At 70.4% G+C, this 17,403-nt stretch carries 15 protein-coding genes and 1 pseudogene; 8 read left to right on the forward strand and 8 right to left on the reverse strand.

All coding sequences use genetic code 11. The features are described 5' to 3' along the window. Window positions 1-459: 459 nt before the first annotated feature. Window positions 460-1,932 (reverse strand): MFS transporter, encoded by a 1,473-nt coding sequence (locus tag ABZ857_RS36980; RefSeq protein WP_357053097.1) that lies wholly within the window; start codon window positions 1,930-1,932, stop codon window positions 460-462. Between the two features lie 79 nt (window positions 1,933-2,011). Here ABZ857_RS36980 and ABZ857_RS36985 point away from each other — a divergent pair, with 79 nt between their 5' ends. Continuing rightward, complete coding sequence (locus ABZ857_RS36985) at window positions 2,012-2,431, forward strand: MarR family transcriptional regulator (RefSeq protein WP_357053100.1); 420 nt, start codon at window positions 2,012-2,014, stop codon at window positions 2,429-2,431. A 38-nt stretch (window positions 2,432-2,469) separates the two neighbouring features. Here ABZ857_RS36985 and ABZ857_RS36990 read toward each other — a convergent pair whose 3' ends face one another. Next, complete coding sequence (locus tag ABZ857_RS36990) at window positions 2,470-3,240, reverse strand: phosphotransferase (RefSeq protein WP_357053103.1); 771 nt, start codon at window positions 3,238-3,240, stop codon at window positions 2,470-2,472. A gap of 163 nt (window positions 3,241-3,403) precedes the next feature. On the opposite strand from ABZ857_RS36990, the gene ABZ857_RS36995 reads away from it, so the two are divergent. Further along, window positions 3,404-4,582, forward strand: a complete 1,179-nt coding sequence (locus ABZ857_RS36995) for an RNA-binding domain-containing protein (protein WP_357053106.1) — start codon at window positions 3,404-3,406, stop codon at window positions 4,580-4,582. After that, window positions 4,579-5,652 (forward strand): ParA family protein, encoded by a 1,074-nt coding sequence (locus ABZ857_RS37000; protein ID WP_357053109.1) that lies wholly within the window; start codon window positions 4,579-4,581, stop codon window positions 5,650-5,652. Before ABZ857_RS36995 ends, ABZ857_RS37000 begins: the two co-directional genes overlap by 4 nt. Window positions 5,653-5,797: 145 nt before the next feature. On the opposite strand, the gene ABZ857_RS37005 is transcribed toward ABZ857_RS37000, so the two are convergent. Beyond that, the gene (locus ABZ857_RS37005; RefSeq protein ID WP_357053112.1) at window positions 5,798-6,433 is read right to left on the reverse strand and encodes a type ISP restriction/modification enzyme; all 636 of its coding nucleotides are present in this window, start codon (window positions 6,431-6,433) and stop codon (window positions 5,798-5,800) included. A 113-nt stretch (window positions 6,434-6,546) separates the two neighbouring features. Then, window positions 6,547-7,641, reverse strand: coding sequence for an ADP-ribosylglycohydrolase family protein (locus ABZ857_RS37010; protein ID WP_357053115.1), 1,095 nt, complete (start codon window positions 7,639-7,641; stop codon window positions 6,547-6,549). Between the two features lie 125 nt (window positions 7,642-7,766). Here ABZ857_RS37010 and ABZ857_RS37015 point away from each other — a divergent pair, with 125 nt between their 5' ends. The 3 genes and pseudogenes from ABZ857_RS37015 (at window position 7,767) to ABZ857_RS37025 (ending at window position 11,192) form a co-directional block, all read left to right on the forward strand. Then, window positions 7,767-8,993, forward strand: coding sequence for an ROK family transcriptional regulator (locus tag ABZ857_RS37015; RefSeq protein WP_357053118.1), 1,227 nt, complete (start codon window positions 7,767-7,769; stop codon window positions 8,991-8,993). Between the two features lie 68 nt (window positions 8,994-9,061). Continuing rightward, window positions 9,062-9,885, forward strand: a pseudogene (locus tag ABZ857_RS37020) (polysaccharide deacetylase family protein). After that, window positions 9,882-11,192, forward strand: a complete 1,311-nt coding sequence (locus ABZ857_RS37025) for an MFS transporter (RefSeq protein WP_357053121.1) — start codon at window positions 9,882-9,884, stop codon at window positions 11,190-11,192. Before ABZ857_RS37020 ends, ABZ857_RS37025 begins: the two are co-directional and overlap by 4 nt. 19 nt (window positions 11,193-11,211) lie before the next feature. On the opposite strand, the gene ABZ857_RS37030 is transcribed toward ABZ857_RS37025, so the two are convergent. The 4 genes from ABZ857_RS37030 to ABZ857_RS37045 form a co-directional block, all read right to left on the reverse strand. Continuing rightward, window positions 11,212-12,456 carry an MFS transporter gene (locus ABZ857_RS37030; RefSeq protein ID WP_357053124.1) on the reverse strand — a complete coding sequence of 415 codons (1,245 nt, stop codon included), beginning with the start codon at window positions 12,454-12,456 and terminating at the stop codon, window positions 11,212-11,214. Window positions 12,457-12,523: 67 nt separating this feature from the next. Next, a complete protein-coding gene (locus ABZ857_RS37035; protein WP_357053126.1) occupies window positions 12,524-12,736 on the reverse strand; it encodes a helix-turn-helix transcriptional regulator in 213 nt (70 codons plus the stop codon). A gap of 117 nt (window positions 12,737-12,853) precedes the next feature. Beyond that, window positions 12,854-15,025 (reverse strand): MMPL family transporter, encoded by a 2,172-nt coding sequence (locus ABZ857_RS37040; RefSeq protein WP_357053129.1) that lies wholly within the window; start codon window positions 15,023-15,025, stop codon window positions 12,854-12,856. Window positions 15,026-15,202: 177 nt separating this feature from the next. Further along, the gene (locus ABZ857_RS37045) at window positions 15,203-16,231 is read right to left on the reverse strand and encodes an aldo/keto reductase (RefSeq protein ID WP_357053132.1); all 1,029 of its coding nucleotides are present in this window, start codon (window positions 16,229-16,231) and stop codon (window positions 15,203-15,205) included. Between the two features lie 85 nt (window positions 16,232-16,316). On the opposite strand from ABZ857_RS37045, the gene ABZ857_RS37050 reads away from it, so the two are divergent. After that, entirely contained in the window at window positions 16,317-17,021 is a 705-nt protein-coding gene (locus tag ABZ857_RS37050) for a MerR family transcriptional regulator (RefSeq protein ID WP_357053135.1), read from the forward strand. Between the two features lie 78 nt (window positions 17,022-17,099). Next, window positions 17,100-17,294 carry a BTAD domain-containing putative transcriptional regulator gene (locus ABZ857_RS37055; protein ID WP_357053273.1) on the forward strand — a complete coding sequence of 65 codons (195 nt, stop codon included), beginning with the start codon at window positions 17,100-17,102 and terminating at the stop codon, window positions 17,292-17,294. The last annotated feature ends 109 nt before the right edge of the window (window positions 17,295-17,403 follow it).

Here is a 17,403-nt window from a genome sequence, read left to right on the forward strand (position 1 = left end):
CCGAACACCGTGTCGACCCCGACCTGCTCCAGCGCCCGCACGAGGGCCTGGGCACCTGTCATTTTCTCGGTCATCGGCTCGTTCCTTGTGGCTGAACCTGCATGGCAGTGACTGCGGGGGGAGAAATCCGGCGGTCGTGACCGCCGGGCCCCTCAGTCTCCCCGGCGAGCTTGCGAGGCGCATGGGGCGGCTTGCGGTGGCTTGCCGACCACCTCGCCCGACGCCCGCAAGTTCGCGGCAGCTCGTTTTGCGTGCCCTCGCCTGGCTTGAGATCCGTACGCCCCCGGCCTCTCCGAGCGACGCGGTCCTCGCGGTCCCCTGGAGCCTGTACGAAGAGTCCGGGACGACCAGGGGAGCCGGGTCGAGGTGGCGCCCGCGCGCAGACCGGAGGCGGGCGTCCAACCCCGCCCAACGCCCGGAAGGTGGCCCGCGGTCAACGCCGTGCGGCCCAAGCCGGGTTCAGGGCTTCGCGGCGGTGACCGGCTCGGCGGGGACGTCGTGACCGGCCGTACGGCCCGCCGGGCGTGCGGGGAGCGCCATGGTCACGGCGGCGGCGGCGAGGGCGGCGGCGCAGCCGATCAGCATCCCGGCGCGGAAGCCGCCCTCCGACGGCAGGACGTGCCCGCCCAGCCGGACGGTCATCTGCGACAGGACGACACCGACCACCGCGGCCGAGACGGTGGTGCCGATGGAGCGCATCAGCGTGTTGAAGCTGTTGGCGGCGGCGGTCTCGGAGCGGGGGACCGCGCCCATGATCAGGGCGGGCATCGCCCCGTAGGCCAGGCCGACGCCGACGTTGCAGACGCAGGTGACGACCAGCAGGCCCCAGGTGGAGCCCAGCAGGGCCGTCGAGGAGCCGTACCCGAGCGCCATGACCAGGCTGCCGGCGATCAGGGTGACCTTGGGGCCGCGGGCGGCCGACAGGCGGGCGCCCAGCGGCGAGACGGCCATCATCACCAGGCCGGAAGGGGCCATCCACAGGCCGGCCGCCAGCATCGACTGGCCCAGGCCATAGCCGGTGGCCGCGGGGAGCTGCAGGATCTGCATCACGATCAGCGCCTGGGCGTACATCGAGAAACCGACCACGATCGAGGCCAGGTTGGTCAGCAGCACCTGCCGCCGCGCGGTGACGCGCAGGTCGACCAGCGGGTCCTTGACGCGCAGCTCCCACCAGCCCCACAGCAGCAGGACGACCGGTGCGGCGGCCAGCAGGCCGAGCGTGGTGCCGCTCGCCCAGCCCCAGTCGGCGCCCTTGGAGACGCCCAGCAGCAGGCACACCAGTCCCGCGCCCAGGCCCAGCACACCGGCGACGTCGATCCGGCCGGAAGCCCGGGTGGGCGTGGCCGGGACCAGCAGCCAGATCAGCACCCCGACCAGCACGCTCAGCACAGCCGAGCCCCAGAACAGCACTCGCCAGCTCGCGTACTCGGCGACCGCGGCCGCGATCGGCAGGCCGAGCGCGCCGCCGATCCCCATGGACGAGCTCAGCAGCGCGATGGAGGGGCCGAGCCGCTCGGGCGGCAGCAGGTCGCGCAGGGCGCTGATGCCCAGGGGGATCATGCCCATGCCCATGCCCTGCAGGCCCCTTCCGATGATCATCGGTGTCACCGAGCCTGCCACCGCGCAGACGGCGCAGCCGGCGATCAGCGGCACCGCGCAGGCCAGCATCATGCGGCGCTTGCCGTACAGGTCGCCGAGCCGGCCGGTGACCGGAGTGGTGACCGCTCCCGCGAGCAGCGTGACGGTGATCACCCATGAGGCGTTCGACGCGGTGGTGTGCAGCAGGTTCGGCAGCTCGCCGACCAGCGGCACCACCAGGGTCTGCATGAGCGAGGCGACGATGCCGGCCACCGCCATCACGCTGACGATGCCGCCGGGGCGAGCGGCGGACGTGGAGCCTCCCACGTGGGTCTCCCTCAGGTCGATGGTCAAAGCGATGTGCACCATACACACCATGTGTTACACCCACAATTCGTGTAGGGTGCACACATCTGTACGAGAAGGAAGCAGCATGGACAAGCCCACGCATCTCATCGAGTTCGAGACCATGCTGCTCGGGCGGCACCGGCACCTCGACCGCAGCGCCTACCTGCTGCTCAATCGCATCCACGTCACGGGCCCGATGTCCATCGGCCAGCTCAGTGACGCCTTCGGGCTGGACGTGTCCACCCTCAACCGGCACACCTCGGCCCTGCTGCGCGCCGGGCTGGTCGTACGCATCCCCGACCCCGACGGCGGCATCGCCCGCAAGTTCCGCCTGACCGGGGAGGGCGAACGGTGGCTCGGCGAGGAGCGCGAGAAGAACATCCTCGGCCTGGAGAAGGTGCTGTCCGACTGGACGGCCGAGGAAGTCGCGGCCTTCGCCGCCTACCTGAGACGGTTCAACACCGACATCGAACGCCTCGCCGGACGGCCCTGGCCCCGTCCTTAGCAGCGAATACCCGTGCGGCGGATTCGCCGACGGCGGTCTCACTCACCAGGGAAGCCGGTCAGTTCTGCGACCGCCGTGTCCAGCGACCTGTCGACGCCCTGGGCGACCATCTTCCGGTACGCCGGGTCGCCCTCCGCCGCGAGACGCCGGATGCCGTCGGCGGAGGCGCCGGCCCGTTCCCGGACGATCTCGATGAACCGCCCGGCCGGGCCGTCCCAGCCGTAGGCGTCGAGGAACAGCCGCAGCCTCCGGGGCCGGTCGGCGAACGCGGTGAACCCTTCGGCCGCCACGACATGACGGGCGTGCAGCGGCACCCAGGAGAAGGCGGCGAAGGCGAGGTCCCACTCCGGTGTGACCGGGCCTGCGAAGTCCCAGTCGAAGAAACCGACGAGGCGACCGCCGGCCCACGCCGCGTTGTACGGCGCCGCGTCGTTGTGGCCGACGACCAGGCCGGGCCGCCAGGTCCCTCCCTCGCGCCAGACCGCGTCCGGCGGAGGGACGAAACTCGCCACCGCTGTGTGGAAGTTCCGCAGCCAGCCGGCCACCTGACGGAGCGCGTCGTCACTGTGCACCCACGCGGGCCACGGCCGCGCCGCCCCGACCACCTCTCCCGGAAGGTACGTGAGGACCTCCCGGCCCTGGTCGTCGAACCCCCGGGCGTGCGGGGCCCCGTCGAAGCCGGTGTCCTCCAGATGCCGGAGCAGTGCGTGCACCGCAGGCGTCCACGGACCGGGGACGCGGCGGACCGTGTCGCCGACCCGGACCGCTCCGTTCGTGTTCCCGCCGGGAAGGCGTCGTTCTTCGATCATGCGTCCCATCGTGGCCTCCTGGGCACCGTCCACGAGATCGTGTGAGCGGATACCGTGACGCCAGACTGCGGCCTGGGCGGTGCAACCTCGCCTCATCACAGCGACGACCCGGCAATCCGGACATCATCCACCAGGGTGAACGAGGGGCGGCACAATGGCTGGCATGACGACAGATCTTGCAGACCTGCTGGGAGACCGGGAGAGCACCGTCCTGGGGTTCAAGCAGTCCGCGTCCAGCCGGGACAAAATCGGGCAGGCCATCTGCGCGTTCGCCAACGACCTGTGTGGACGTGGCGGCGGAGACCTTCTCATCGGAGTGGACGACAAGGGCGAGCCCGTCTTGAACGTCAAGGCCGGTGATGAGGAGCTGCGAAGATTGACCGACTTTCGGGACAGCGGGCAGATCCTCGATCGTCCATCGATGACGGTGGAGACGGGCACCTTCAAGGGCAGAACTGTGATCCGAATCAATGTCAAAGCCTCGAAGACCCCTCCCGTCCGGTACGACGGCGTCGTCTGGGTTCGCCCGGGACCTACGACCCGGAAAGCGACCCGAGAGGATGAGCGGGTGCTGGCGGAGCGTCGCCGTGCGTTCGACGGACCCTTTGACGGCCGCAGCATTCCCGGGAGCACACTGGGCGATCTCGATTTGGGCCTATTTCGTTCGACCTATCTGCCGTCCGTGGTTTCCGCTGAGGTGATAGAGGAGAACGGACGGCCGGAAGAGCTCAAGCTTGCGAGCCTCCGCATCACTGATCTTGTGGGCATTCCTACCGTCCTTGGCCTGCTGGTCCTAGGTCTTGACCCGAGTGCCTTCATCCCAGGGGCATACCTGCAGTTCGTAAGGTATGACGGCACTGGTCATGACGCGCCGATTGCGGATGACCAGGAACTTCGGGCCAATATCGTCGATCTCGCTGGGCGGCTTGACGCGCTGCTGCGCGGGCATCTGCACACTCAGGTGGTTGAAGAGGAGGGATTCCGGGAGCGACACCGGCCGGATTATCCGCTCGCCGCTCTGCGCGAGGTCTGCATGAACGCCGTGATGCACCGTAACTACGAGACTTCCTACGCACCGACTCGTATTGCCTGGTTTGCCGACCGAATCGAGGTGACTAATCCGGGCGGACCCTACGGTCAGGTGCGCCGGGACAACTTCGACCGGGTCAACGACTACAGGAATCCCTCGCTTGCCGCTGCCATGAAGTCACTTGGGTATGTGAACAGGTTCGGGCGGGGGATCGGCCGGATCCAGGCGGCGCTTGCGGAGAACGGCAACCCTCTCGCGGAGTTCTTCATCGATGACCTGTCATGGTCGGTGACCCTGCGGAGGGCGGCATGATCTCGGTAGCCCTTTTCAACAACAAGGGCGGCGTCGGAAAGACGACGCTGACCTATCACCTGGCCCACATGTTTCAACGACTTGGCCGGAGGGTGCTCGCGGTCGATCTCGATCCGCAGGCCAACCTGACGTCGGCCTTCCTCGATGAGGACGATCTCGCCATACTGTGGGCGGAGCCGGAGAGCCCGGCATGGGGAGCGGCGCAACTCACCCTTTTCGGCCCGCTGGCCAGGAGAATCACCAGGCAATCCGGGACTGTGGCCGCCTCGGTTCGGCCGATTATGGAAGGGCTTGGAGACGTCAGGTTCTATCCACCTACGGAAATTGCCGACGGGCTGTGGCTGGTCCCGGGCGACCTGGAGTTGAGCGCGTTCGAGGACAAGCTCTCCGAGGCCTGGCCTCGGTGCCTGATGGGGGCACCGGACGCGCTCCGTACCACCACGGCCTTCTACCGGATCATCAAGGACGCCGCGCAACGTGTTGAGGCCGACGTCGTGCTTATCGACGTGGGGCCCAATCTCGGTGCGATCAACCGCGCGGCGTTGCTCGCCGCAGACACGGTTCTCATGCCGCTCGCCGCCGACCTGTTCTCACTCCGCGGCCTCAGGAATCTCGGGCCGGCGCTTCGTGAATGGCGGGGAATCTGGCGGACCGGTGTGCTCGACAAGGTGCCCGCTTCCATTCCCGCCCCTTCCGGAACGATGACTCCGCTGGGTTACGTGATCATGCAGCCGACCATGCGGCTGGACCGGCCCGTCAAGGCATACGAGCGCTGGCTGGAGCGCATCCCCTATGTTTTCGCCGACTCGGTCTTGGGTGAGTCCCGGAAGCCGGGAGACCGGTCGTACGAGATCGCGACATTGCGTAACTATCAGAGCCTGATGCCGCTCGCACATGACGCTCGTAAGCCCATGTTCGACTTGAAGGCCGCGGACGGCGCTCTCGGGAGCACGCAGACCTTCGTGCAGAGATGCCGCAGTGACTTTCAGCACCTCGCGGAGAAGGTGCTCGAACGGCTCACTGAGGTGCGCGATGAGCAGGCCGTACCTGACGGAAGAAGGGAGTCATGAGGGGGGTCACCCCGGACAACCTCGTGCTGCGCGCCGATGCCACGGTGAAGGTGGTCGACCGAACGACCGCTGTCGGAACTCATGGAGGGGGCGGAGGCGAGGCGGCGCTTCACAGGTGACGACGTCTCCTGCTTCCGGGCATTCATCAGAAGAGGGTGCCGTCGTGGTCGGAGCGCACTGGCGGCTTCGTCGCCCAGGACGGTGCGGGTAAGAGGCGAGCGGTCGTGAGATCGGCCGTCGTGATCAGAGGGCCATCGAGGACTTGATCGAGGAGGGCCTCCTGTAATGGGTGGAGGTCGGAGAGGAGCGTCAGGACCTGAACGAGATCGAGAAGCTCCTCGGTGAACCGTGTGGTCCAGCGGTCGTCCCGGATGTCGTCGAGCCGAGAAGAGGCGGTGCGCGTACCGGGGCGAGTGCACTGATGATAGGAGAACCAGGTTTTGTTGACGGGCTTGCCGCCGACGTCATAGGCGTAGGCACGAGGGTCGACCGGCGCGATGGCGCCGTCGCCAAGACGGAGCGTGCGCGTCGACGGGTCGTAGGAGATTTCGTCCGGCATGTTGTCCACGTCGTCCGGTACGGACACAACTCGTCGTGGCCGCCGGTCCGGGGGCAGCCGAGGCAGGCCAGGTGGCCGGCCGTGCCGGAAACGAGTTCCGAAGGTGTGGAGCCGTCCGGCCCAGGTCTGCCCGTGTCCGCGACGGATCGGATGATTTCGATGAGGAACGTGCCGGTTCCCATCGCCGGGTCCAGGGCGCTCCCAGGGGTCAGAGCTCTTCATTCACCATGAACGCGCCTGTCCCCGTGTCAACACTCGCGCAAGGGACTTCTGTATTCATGACACGCGGCGCCTGCCGGAACGACTGGGGAAAACGCCGGTAAGCGGTGACGGGGTCAGCAGCCGGGATACTTGCCGGAGATGAGGCGGCCGCCGGTGAACTGGGTGGTGAAGTCGCCGGCGAGCTCGATGACGGTGTCCCTGCCCTCCAGCCGGGACACCCAGCGGCGGGGGAGGGCCGTGTCGCCGTACACCGCGCCGAGGAGGTTGCCGCAGAGGGAGCCGGTGGAGTCGCTGTCGCCGGAGTGGTTGACCGCGAGCAGCAGCGCCCGCTCGATGTCGTCACCGCTCACCAGCGCGCAGTAGACCGCGATGGCGAGCGCCTCCTCGGCCACCCACCCGCCGCCGAGCGTCTCGACCGCCTCGGGCGACGGCTCCGCCGCGCCGGCCAGGGCGAGCGCCGCCTCGATCGCGGCGGTCGTCTCCTCGTGCGCGGGCCGCTCGCCGAGCAGGCCGAGGGTGTCGTGTACGGCCTCCGCGAGCGGCGCGCCCTGGACCAGGAAGCAGACCAGCGCGGCGAAGGCCCCGGCCGCCAGATAACCGGTGGGGTGCCCGTGCGTGATCTGGGCGCACTGGGCCGCGAGCGTGAAGGCGGCCCGCGGGTCGCGGGTGGCCAGCCCGAACGGGGCGGACCGCATGACGGTGCCGCAGCCCTTGGAACCGGGGTTGACGGGCCCGGGCAGGCCGGGGGCGGCGAGCGGGCCGAGGGCGGCGCGCAGCCCGGACAGGCAGGCGTTGCCCGGTGCGCGACGGGAGTACAGCCAGGTCTGCTCGCGGAGCCGGCCGGTGCGGACGAGGTCGTCCGCGGGCGGCGGATCACGATGCTCCTGCGTGTCCAGCCAGCGCAGGTAGGCGTGGCGGACCACCTGCACCTCGCCGCCGCCGATGCCCCTCTCCCTGACGCGTACGTCGGCGCGGATCAGCCCTTCGACGGTGAACAGCGTCATCTGGGTGTCGTCGGTGACCAGGCCGGTCTTGCCGCGCCAGTCGGGCGCGAGGTCGGTCAGCCCCGCCTTGCCGTGGTCACGGCGGATGACGGCGATCGAGTCGAACTCGACGGGCGCGCCGAGGGCGTCGCCGACGGCCCCGCCGAGCAGGCAGCCGTGCACCCGTGCCCCGAACGGAATGTCGCCCGTTTCGGCATGGCTCACGATGATCCCCTTTCCTCCTGTACTGAACCGTATCCCTCTTGTCGCCAGGTCGCCGATCGGATAGAAACGGGCTCACCCTGAGTAGGAAACTTTCCGACCTACTCGGATCGGGACGCGAGGTGAGCGTGAGCGGGAACTACCTGGCCGGGCCGCAGGGCCTGCTCTGGTCGATCAACGCCCGCGCCGTGCTCGACGTCATCGACCGCGAGGGGCCGCTGGGCCGACCGGAGATCACCAGGGCCACGGGCCTGTCCAAGACCACCGTCGCCCAGGCGCTGCGCGAGCTCGTCGCGCGCCGGGTCGTCGAGGAGGCGGGCGCCGACACCACCCGTCGCGGGCCCGCCGCGACCCTCTACCGGGTCGCCCCCCGCTGCGCGCTCGGGCTCGGCGTCGACATCGGCCACCTGCGCATCCGCGCCGTCCTCGTCGACGCGGTGGGGAAGACGCTCGCCCAGGCGGAGACCCGGGCGCCGCGCCGCAGGGTGGCCGACACGGCGGCGGCGGTGGCCGCGCTCGCCGCCGAATGCGCCGGACGTGCCGGCACCGATCCGGGCGCCATCGGCCAGGCCGTCGTCGGCGTCCCCGCGGTCGTGGCGCGCGACGGCCGCACGGTCAGGCGGGCCTACGGGCTGCCGCAGGGCGGCCGCGGCCTGGCCGAGGAGATCGAGCGCGACCTGCCCGTGCCCCTTCTCCTGGAGAACGACGTCAACCTCGCCGCCGTCGCCGAGCAGCGGTTCGGCGCGTGCGCCGACGTCGCCGACTTCGTCCTGCTCGGTGTCGGGGTCGGCCTCGGCGCCGGGATCGTGCTCGGCGGCCGTCTGCACCGGGGGTTCGCCGGGGGAGCGGGCGAGGTCGGGTTCCTGCCCCACCCCGCGACCGAACTCGGCACGGAGGTGCTCGGCGCCCGCCGCATCGCCGAACAGGCCAGGCAGGCCGGCATCGAGGGCACGCCGTCCCCGCGGGAGATCTTCGAAAGCGCCAGGGGCGGCGACGAGAGGGCGCTCGCCGTCGTCGACGCGACCGCTCGCAGGATCGCCCATGTCGCGGCCTCCATCGCCCTGGTGATCGAGCCGGAGCTGTTCGTGCTCGGCGGCGCGTTCGGCGCCAGCGCCGACCTGCTGCTGGGCCGCATCCGCCGCCACCTGGCCAGGGACGCCGCGCCGCTCCCGATCAGGATCATCGCGAGCGGCGTCCCCGAGGACGCGGTGTTGCGTGGCGCGGCCTGGCTCGCCCGCCATCGCGCGCGGGAACGCGCCTTCGCCGGCGTCGTGGGCGGGCCGCCGTACGACACCACGACCGGGAGGCCGTACGACGCGGACCTCGCCGGGTCAGGGAAAGGGGACATCACGTGAACCTCGCGCAACGGCTCGGCGCCGGGCCGGACGACCGGCTGCTGATCGTGAACGCCGACGACTACGGCATGTGCCGGGCGGCCAACACCGGCATCACCTCACTGCTGGCCGCCCGCGCCATCAGCTCGGCGACGGTCATGACGCCGTGCCCGTGGCCCCCGACGCGGTCCGTACGGCCGTCGCGGGCGGCTACGACGTGGGCGTCCACCTGACGTTCACCAGCGAGTGGGAGGGATACCGGTGGGGACCGGTGACCCGCGACCGGGCGGTGTCCTCGCTCGTGGACGACGCCGGCTACTTCCCCGCCGACTGCCGCACCGTGGAGGAGCGGGCCGACCCCGAGGAGGTCCGCGCGGAGATCGACGCGCAGATCCGCAGGGCCGTCGCCCTCGGCCTCGACCCGTCGCACGCCGACAACCACATGGGGAGCCTGTACGGCCTGGTCACCGGCCGTGACTTCCTCGACGTCGTCTTCAAGGCGTGCGCCGAGCACGGCCTGCCGTTCCGGCTGCCCCGGACCCTGGACGGCATGGGCCTGCCCGAGGAGCTGGAGCCGTTCGCGCAGGCAAGGGCCGAGGCCGCCGACGCGGCGGGCGTGGTGATCCTCGACCGGCTGTGGACGCTGCCCTTCGAACTGGCCGAGGGGGAGACGTACGAGAGCGTCAGAAGTGACATGATCGGGCTGATCCGGGCGCTGCGCCCCGGCGTCACCGAGATCTACATCCACCCGTTCGAGGAGACCGGCGAGCTCCGGCAGATCATGCCGCACCACGCGAAACGGGGTATGGAGCTGCGCCTGTTCACCGATCCGGAGGTCCGCCGCGCCATCGCGGAGGAGGGCGTCCGGCTCATCGGCTGGTCGGACCTGCGCACGGCCCAGAGGGCCCGATGAAGCGGGGCCGGATGCTGGCCTACGGGTCGGGCAACCTGTCGGTCAACCTGCTCAGCCAGGCGTTCGCGACCTTCGCCACCTTCTACTACGTGGACCACCTGGGCGTCGACCCGTCGCTCATCGGCGTCGCCATGGTGATCCACGGCATCGTCAACGCGGTGCTCAACCCGCTCGTGGGGCACGTCTCCGACCGGACCCGCACGCGCTGGGGCAGACGGGTGCCGTACATCGCGATCGGCATGGCGCCGCTGGCCGCGGCGTTCACCATGATCTGGATTCCGCTCGTGGACGGCGCGACCGCGAGGTTCTGGTACTTCCTGGTCGTGGTCCTCGTCTACGACGTCCTGTTCGTCGTCGTGGTGCTGAACTACGTGGCGCTGTTCCCCGAGATGTTCACCACCATCGTGGAGCGGGCCGCCGCCGCGTCGTGGCGGCAGATGTTCGCCATCGTCGGCATGATCGTCGGCGTCGCCGCGGCGCCCCTGCTGTACGGCGCCATCGGGTGGGCCGCCATGGGCGTGTCCTTCGGCGTCGTGGCACTGGCCTTCTTCGCGCTGTCGCTGCGCGGCTCGGCCGAGCGGGCCAGGGGAGAGCACGCGGAGCGCGAGAGCTTCGGGTTCCTCGCCGCGCTCCGTCACACGCTCGCCAACCGCGCCTTCGTCACGTACGTCACGGGCAGCTTCCTGCTGCAGCTGACCTTCGCCCTGCTGCAGGCGGGGATCCCGTTCTTCACCAAGTACGCCCTGGGCGAGCCCGACTCCGCCAACACCGTCATCCTGGGCGCGGTGTTCGTCACCGCGATCCCGATGGTCTACGTGTGGAGCCGGGTCACCACCCGGATCGGCCCGCGCCGCGCCGTCCTCGTCGCGATCGTCGTGTACGGCGCGGCGCTCGTGCCGTTCCTGCTCGTCGGGAACCTCGTCCTCGCGGCGGTCACCGGGGCCGCGGTCGGCGTCGGGATCGCCGGCATGCTGGTGCTCCTGGAGATCCTGCTCGCCGAGGTGATCGACGACGACGAGCGCAGGACGGGCGCCCGCCGCGAGGGGATGTATTTCGGGATGAACGGGTTCATCGTCCGCTGGGCGGTGTCCCTGCAGGCGGTGGTCATCACCGTCGTGCTGTCCCGATCGGGCTACCACAACGGGGCGGCGGTCCAGCCGGACTCCGTCGTGACCGGCGTCCGGCTGATGATGGGCGTGGTGCCCCTGGCCGTGCTGGCGGTGGCCTTCGGCTGCTTCCTCCTCTACCCGCTGCGGGCGGGCGCCGGCCGGAGCGACGGGAGCACCCCCGTGCCCGCCGTGAACTGACCGGCGACGCGGCCCGCCGTCATTCGGTCACGAGCGCCGTGGCCGAACGAGGGGTCCCCGTCTCGCCGGGCTCGGCGCCGCGAGAGGTCGCGGCGGGAATGAGCAGCGCCACGACGGCCGCGGCCGAGACGATGACGGCGCCCGTCCACAGCGCGGCCCGCAGCCCGGACACGAACGCCTGAGCCGAGCCGTACCCGCCCGCGGTGGCGAACACCCCGGACAGGACGGCGACGCCCATCACGATGCCGATCTGCCGCATCGCGTTGTTGACACCCGAGGCCACACCGTGCTCGGCGGCCGAGACGAAGTCCATCGTCTGCCGGATGCCGAGCGCGAAGAACAGGCCCATGCCGACGCCGGCGGCGACCAGGCCGGGCAGCAGTTCGAGGTACGGCACGGCGGAGCCGGCGACGATGGCGAACCACGCCAGCGCCGCCGCCTGCATGACGGCGGCGGCGACGAGCAGGCGGCGCACGCCCAGCCGCTCGCCGAACGCCCCCGCGAGCGGGGCCACCAGGACCGGCATGAGCGTGCAGGGCAGGGTACGCAGCCCGGCGTCGAGCGGCGGGTAGCCGAGCACGTTCTGCAGGAACTGAACGAACAGGAAGACGGCCCCCATCATGCCGCCCTGAAGGAGCAGGGCGAGCAGATTGGACAGCGCGAAGCCCCGTTTGCGGAACAGGTGCGGCGGCAGGACGGGGTGGGCCGCCCGGCGCTCCCACCGTGCGAACCACACGAGCAGCAGCACGCCGGCGGCGACCGGGCCGCCGACCTCGGGATGAGCCCAGCCCACCGAGGCCGCGCGGATCAGCCCGAACACGATGCCGAACAGCCCGGCCACGACGAGGAGCAGGCCTCGCACGTCCAGCTTCGCGTAGGGGCCGTGGCTCTCCGCGAGGAGGCGTACGGCGAGCGGCGTCAGCACCAGCCCGATCGGGACGTTGATCCAGAAGATGCCCTGCCAGTTGCCGTAGAGGATCACCGAAAGCGCCGCGGCGGCGGACGCCGCGGTGAACAGGACGAGTCCGGTGAGGAAGACGCGCCGCCGGCCGAACCGGTCGCCGATAACGGCGGCGGCGAGGAGGCAGACGGCGTAGACGAGCGTGTAGGCGTTCACCGTCCACTCCAGGCTCTCCAAGGAGGCGGAGAGTTCGGCGCGGATGGTGGGCAGAGCGGTGGTGATGACGAGAGTGTCGAGCGCGGCCATGAAGGCCGCCGTGCCGGCGATCAGGAAGGCGGCGGTGCCGCCCCCGCGCTTGCTCATCGAAAGCTCCTCGAGAAGTCGGCTGTCCTTCATGCGGCACGCGGCGGTCGCGAGAGCCGGAACGGCGTCAGCGCGGACCCGCCGGCGATCCGGAGGAGGCGGCGCCGGAACCGTCCGCGAGCGCGTTGTACTTGTTGACCGCGTCGATCCGGGAGACCGCGCCCAGCTTGCCGAAGATGTTGCGCAGGTGCCGCTTCACGGTGCCCTCCGTCACCGAGAGGCGGTTTGAATGCGGGAGGCCGGAGCCGCGCGAACGGCGTCCCGCGAATCGCCGGCGCACGCAGACGCGCGTGATTTCCGGTGGCGGCGAAATATGAGTGGCATTTAATGCTGAATGGCAGAACTGGAACGTTACCGGCCCGGCCCGGGGAACCCGGGGCCGGGCCGTGCTCCGTGGTCAGGCCGGAACGGTGGGGGTGGCCGGCGCCGGTGCCGGGCCGCTGCTCTCCTCGGGCAGCCCGTGCCGCCGCCACCATCGGGCCAGCGGCGCGGGCGACCACCAGGCCCATCGTCCGAGCAGCCGCATCGCCGCCGGAACCAGCAGGCCCCGCACGATGGTGGCGTCCACCACGAGGGCGACCACGACGCCGACGCCGACCATCTGCAGGACGGTGACGTCGATGGTGACGAAGGCCCCGACCACCACGCCGAGCAGCAGCGCGGCGGCCGTGACGATCCGTGCCGTGTGCTGCACGCCGAGGGCGACCGACTCGACCGTGTCTCCGGTGCGCAGGTACTCCTCCCGGATCCGGGCCAGCATGAACACCTCGTAGTCCATGGCGAGTCCGAACGTGATGGCAGCGATCATCAGTGGCATGTTCGCGTCGAGAAAGCCCGGCGCCGTGAACCCGAGCAACCCGGACAGGAACCCGTCCTGGAAGATCAGCACCATGGCGCCGAAGGCCGCCGACAGCGACAGCAGGTTCATGACGATGGTCTTGATCGGCAGCGTGATCGAGCCGAAGGCCATGAACAGCACCACGAACGTCACCAGCGAGATGATGAGGAGCATCCTCGGAAGACCGTCGGCGAACATGGACAGCATGTCCACGATCGCGGCGGGGCGGTTGGCGAACAGGGCGGTGGCCCCCGGCGGCGGCTCCTCGGCGCGCAGCTTGCGCACCACATCCCGGATCTCGGCGCCGTACGGGCTCATCGAGTAGCCCAGGGTGATCCGCGCCAGGTCGCCTCTGGTGCCGGTGACCTCCGCGCGGTCGATGCCGTCGATCCGGTCGAGCCGCTGGGCGAAGGCGTCGAGCTGGGCCTTGGCCTCCGGCGTGTCCGCCGGGCCGGGCATCCGGACCACCGTGGTGATCACTTTGGTCGGGTCGTAGGCGAACTCTTCGGCGAGCTGCTTGGTCACCACGACGCTGTCGGTGCCGGAGGGAAGCGCCCACTCGGCGGGACGCGACCACACCGCGCTGAGCAGCGGCGCGCCGAGCGCGAGGAGCAGCGCGCCGATCACCAGCACCGTGGCCACCGGACGCCGCATGACCGCGTGAGCCGTGCGGTACCAGCGGGTTCCGGTGGCGTGCCGGCCCCACGGCAGCGGGATGCGCAGCGCGTCGACCCGGTGGCCCACCTGGCGCAGCAGGGCGGGCAGCACGAACAGGGCGCTGACCACCGCGAACAGCACCACGCTCACACCGGAGTAGGCGATCGAAGGGAGGAAGCGGGACGGGAAGACGACCAGGCCGCCGAGAGTCACCGCGACCGTGACGGCGGAGACGGCCACCGTGCGGCCGGCGGTGGCGGTCGCACGGACGACGGCGTCCTCCACGGGCAGCCTCGCGGCCAGTTCTTCCCGGAACCTGTTGGCGATCAGCAACGCGTAGTCGGTGGCGAGCCCCAGACCGAGGATCACCACGACGTTGACGGCGGCGGTGGACAGGTCGACGAGGCCGCCGACCACGCGCAGCACCCCGAGCGAGCCGACCGCCACGACGATGGCGACGACCAGCGGCAGCGACGCGGCCACCACGCTGCGGAACACGATGAGCAGCAGGATGAGCAGCAGGGGGAAGGAGATCAGCTCCGCCCTCGACAGGCCGCGGTTGCTGATCTCGTTGAACTGCACGCCGACCGCGGTCAGCCCGCCGAAGCGCTCGGTCAGTCCCGGCGCGTCGAGCAGCGGGACCATCGACCGGTAGACGCCGACCTGTTCCTCCTCGACGGCGCCGGGGAGTTGCATGGCCACATAGGTCTTGTGCCGGTCCTTCGAGACGTAGTCCGCCGAGCCGGTGGACCAGTACGTCTTCAGCCAGGCGTAGCTGTTCTTGGGGAGCCGTGCGGTGGCCTGCTCGACGCTCTGCCGGAACCGCGGGTCGTCGACCGTCATCGTGTCGCTCTCGTAGACGACGACCACGTCCGCGACGTTCCGCCCGAGCGTGTCGGCCAGGATGCGGTTCGCCTGGGACGACTCACCGTAGGGATTGTCGAGGCCGGCTCCGCCGCCGAGGATGCCGCCGGCGCCGGAGCCCCACACGCCGCCGATGATTACGAACAGCACCGCGGCGACGAACACCCAGAAGCGTCGCCTGGCGCTGAACCGCCCAATTGCCGTGAACATCTCCATCTCCCTGGGAGTGGCGTGGAACGGATGTCACTCTCGGCCGGTGTCGGGTGGTTCTGGGGCTAACATCGGCAAGGTGAAGTGAATAGTGGTTGGTGCCACTATCTATAATCGGCACGCGGACGTCGCTGATCGCCATGACTTCCTCGTGAGGTGGGGGATCGGCCGCGGGGTCTAGCGGCGCCGCAGGGACGGGTCCGTCAGTGAGAGCGGCCGCCAGCCCGCGTCCGCCGGGTTGATCGTCAGGCCCGGCGGCACGATCTCGTCGATGCGGTCGAGCACGTCGTCGCCGAGCCGGACGTCGGCGGCAGGGAGGTGGCTCTCCAGGTGTTCCATGGTGCGGGGGCCGATGATGGCCGAGGTCACGGCGGGGTGCCGGATCACGAAGGCGAGGGCCATGTCGATCAGCGGGATCCCGCTCTCCTCGGCCAGCAGGGCGAGCGACTCGGTCGCGGCCAGCTTGCGCTCGTTCTCCGGCCGCGACATGTCGTACCGGTCGGCCACCAGCACGCTGCGCCGGCTCTGCGGCAGGTCCGCGCCCTGCCGGTAGGCGCCGCTGAGCCAGCCGCCCGCGAGCGGGCTCCAGGCGAGCACCCCCAGGCCGTACTGCAGGCAGACGGGGAGCAGGTCGGCCTCCACGCCGCGGGCGAGCAGGGAGTACGGCGGCTGCTCGGCCGCGAACCGCTCCCTGCCCCGGCGCTCGGCGACCCACTGGGCCTCCACGACCTGATGGGCCGGGAAGGTCGAGGTGCCGACGTAGCGTACCTTGCCGGCGCGGACCAGGTCGGTCAGGGCGCCCAGCGTCTCGTCGATGTCGACGGCGGGGTCGGGGCGGTGGACCTGGTAGAGGTCGATCCAGTCGGTGCGCAGCCGGCGCAGGCTGTCGTCGACCGCACGGGTGATCCACCGGCGGCTGTTGCCGCCCTGGTTGGGGTCGTCGCCCATGACGCCGTGCACCTTCGTGGCGAGGAAGACGTTGTCGCGCGTGCCGCTGTCGGCGAGGAACCTGCCGATCAGCTCCTCCGACTCGCCGCCGGAGTACACGTCGGCGGTGTCGATGAAGTTGATCCCGGCGTCGAGCGCGCGCTGAATGATCTTCGCGGTCTCCCCGTAGTCGTTCTCGCCCCACCAGCCGAACATCATTCCGCCCAGGCAGAGCGGGCTGACCTTCACCCCGGTCCGTCCGAACAGGCGATACTCCATGGGCGACTCCCCCCTTCGAGAAATGGATATAGGAACTTTCTACTATCCCCTTGTTAGACTGGCAAGATACCCGGAGGAGGAATGCATGCGGATCGCCGAGCTGAGCCGGCGTGCCGACGTGTCGGTGCCGACCATCAAGTTCTATCTGCGTGAGGGCCTGCTCTTTCCGGGGGAACGCACCAGCTACAACCAGGCGCAGTACACCGAGGCGCACGTACGCAGGCTCAAGGTGATCAGGGCGCTGATCGAGGTCGGCGGGCTCAGCGTCGCGGCGACCCGAGACGTCCTGGAGAAGATGTACGCCCCGGGGATGAGCGTCATCGACTCGGCGGGCAAGGCGCAGTTCGCCCTGACCACGCCGCGTCCCGTGATCGAGGACGAGGCGTGGGAGCGGGCGCTCAAGGAGACCGAGGCGCTGCTCGACCGGCTCGGCTGGCAGGTCCGCGCGAGCAACCCGGCCAGGCAGGCTCTGGCCTCGGCCGTCGCCACCCTGTTCCGGCTGGGGCAGACCTCGCAGCTCAAGTTGCTCGACGAGTACGCGGCGTCGGCCCGGCGCGTCGCCGAGGCCGAGCTGGCCCTGCTGGTGACGGAGACCGATCCGGACGCGCTGGTGGAGACCGCCGTCATCTGGACCGTTCTCGGGGACGTGGTCTTCAGCGCGCTGCGCCGGTTCGCCCACGAGGACGTCGCCTACCGCTCTCCGGGCGACGGCGGAGAGCACGGCGAGGAGGACGCGGCCGCGGGGCCCGGCGCGGCGGACGCCGCCGGGCCCGCCTGCTCCGGCCGGTGATCGCGGCGCGACGCCCCCGGGGCCGGCCGGGTCCTGTCCGCGGCCGTCGGGGCGGACGCCACGTTCACGGCCGAGGCGCTGATGGCCTTCCACGACCTGCGCGAGCTCCTCGACGAGGAGCTCGGTCTGGAACCCTCCGCGGACGCCCGTCGCCTGCAGCACAGGATCCTCGCGTCGGACGCCGCGGTCGCCGTGCCCCGTGTCCCGGAGGCGCCGCGTGTCCCGGAGGCGCCGCGTGTCCCGGAGGTGCTCGGCGCCCGGTGCTCGGCCTGAAAGTTTCACGATCCGCACGGCGGCCTTGACGGGCTCTCCGGGACTTCCGGAGCCAGGTGAGGACGCCGCGGGGACGAACGGAGGGAATGCCGGGGCCGTACGCCGATAC

It is taken from the genome of Microbispora sp. NPDC046933 (assembly GCF_040644635.1).
In the GTDB taxonomy this organism is placed as follows: Bacteria; Actinomycetota; Actinomycetes; order Streptosporangiales; family Streptosporangiaceae; genus Microbispora.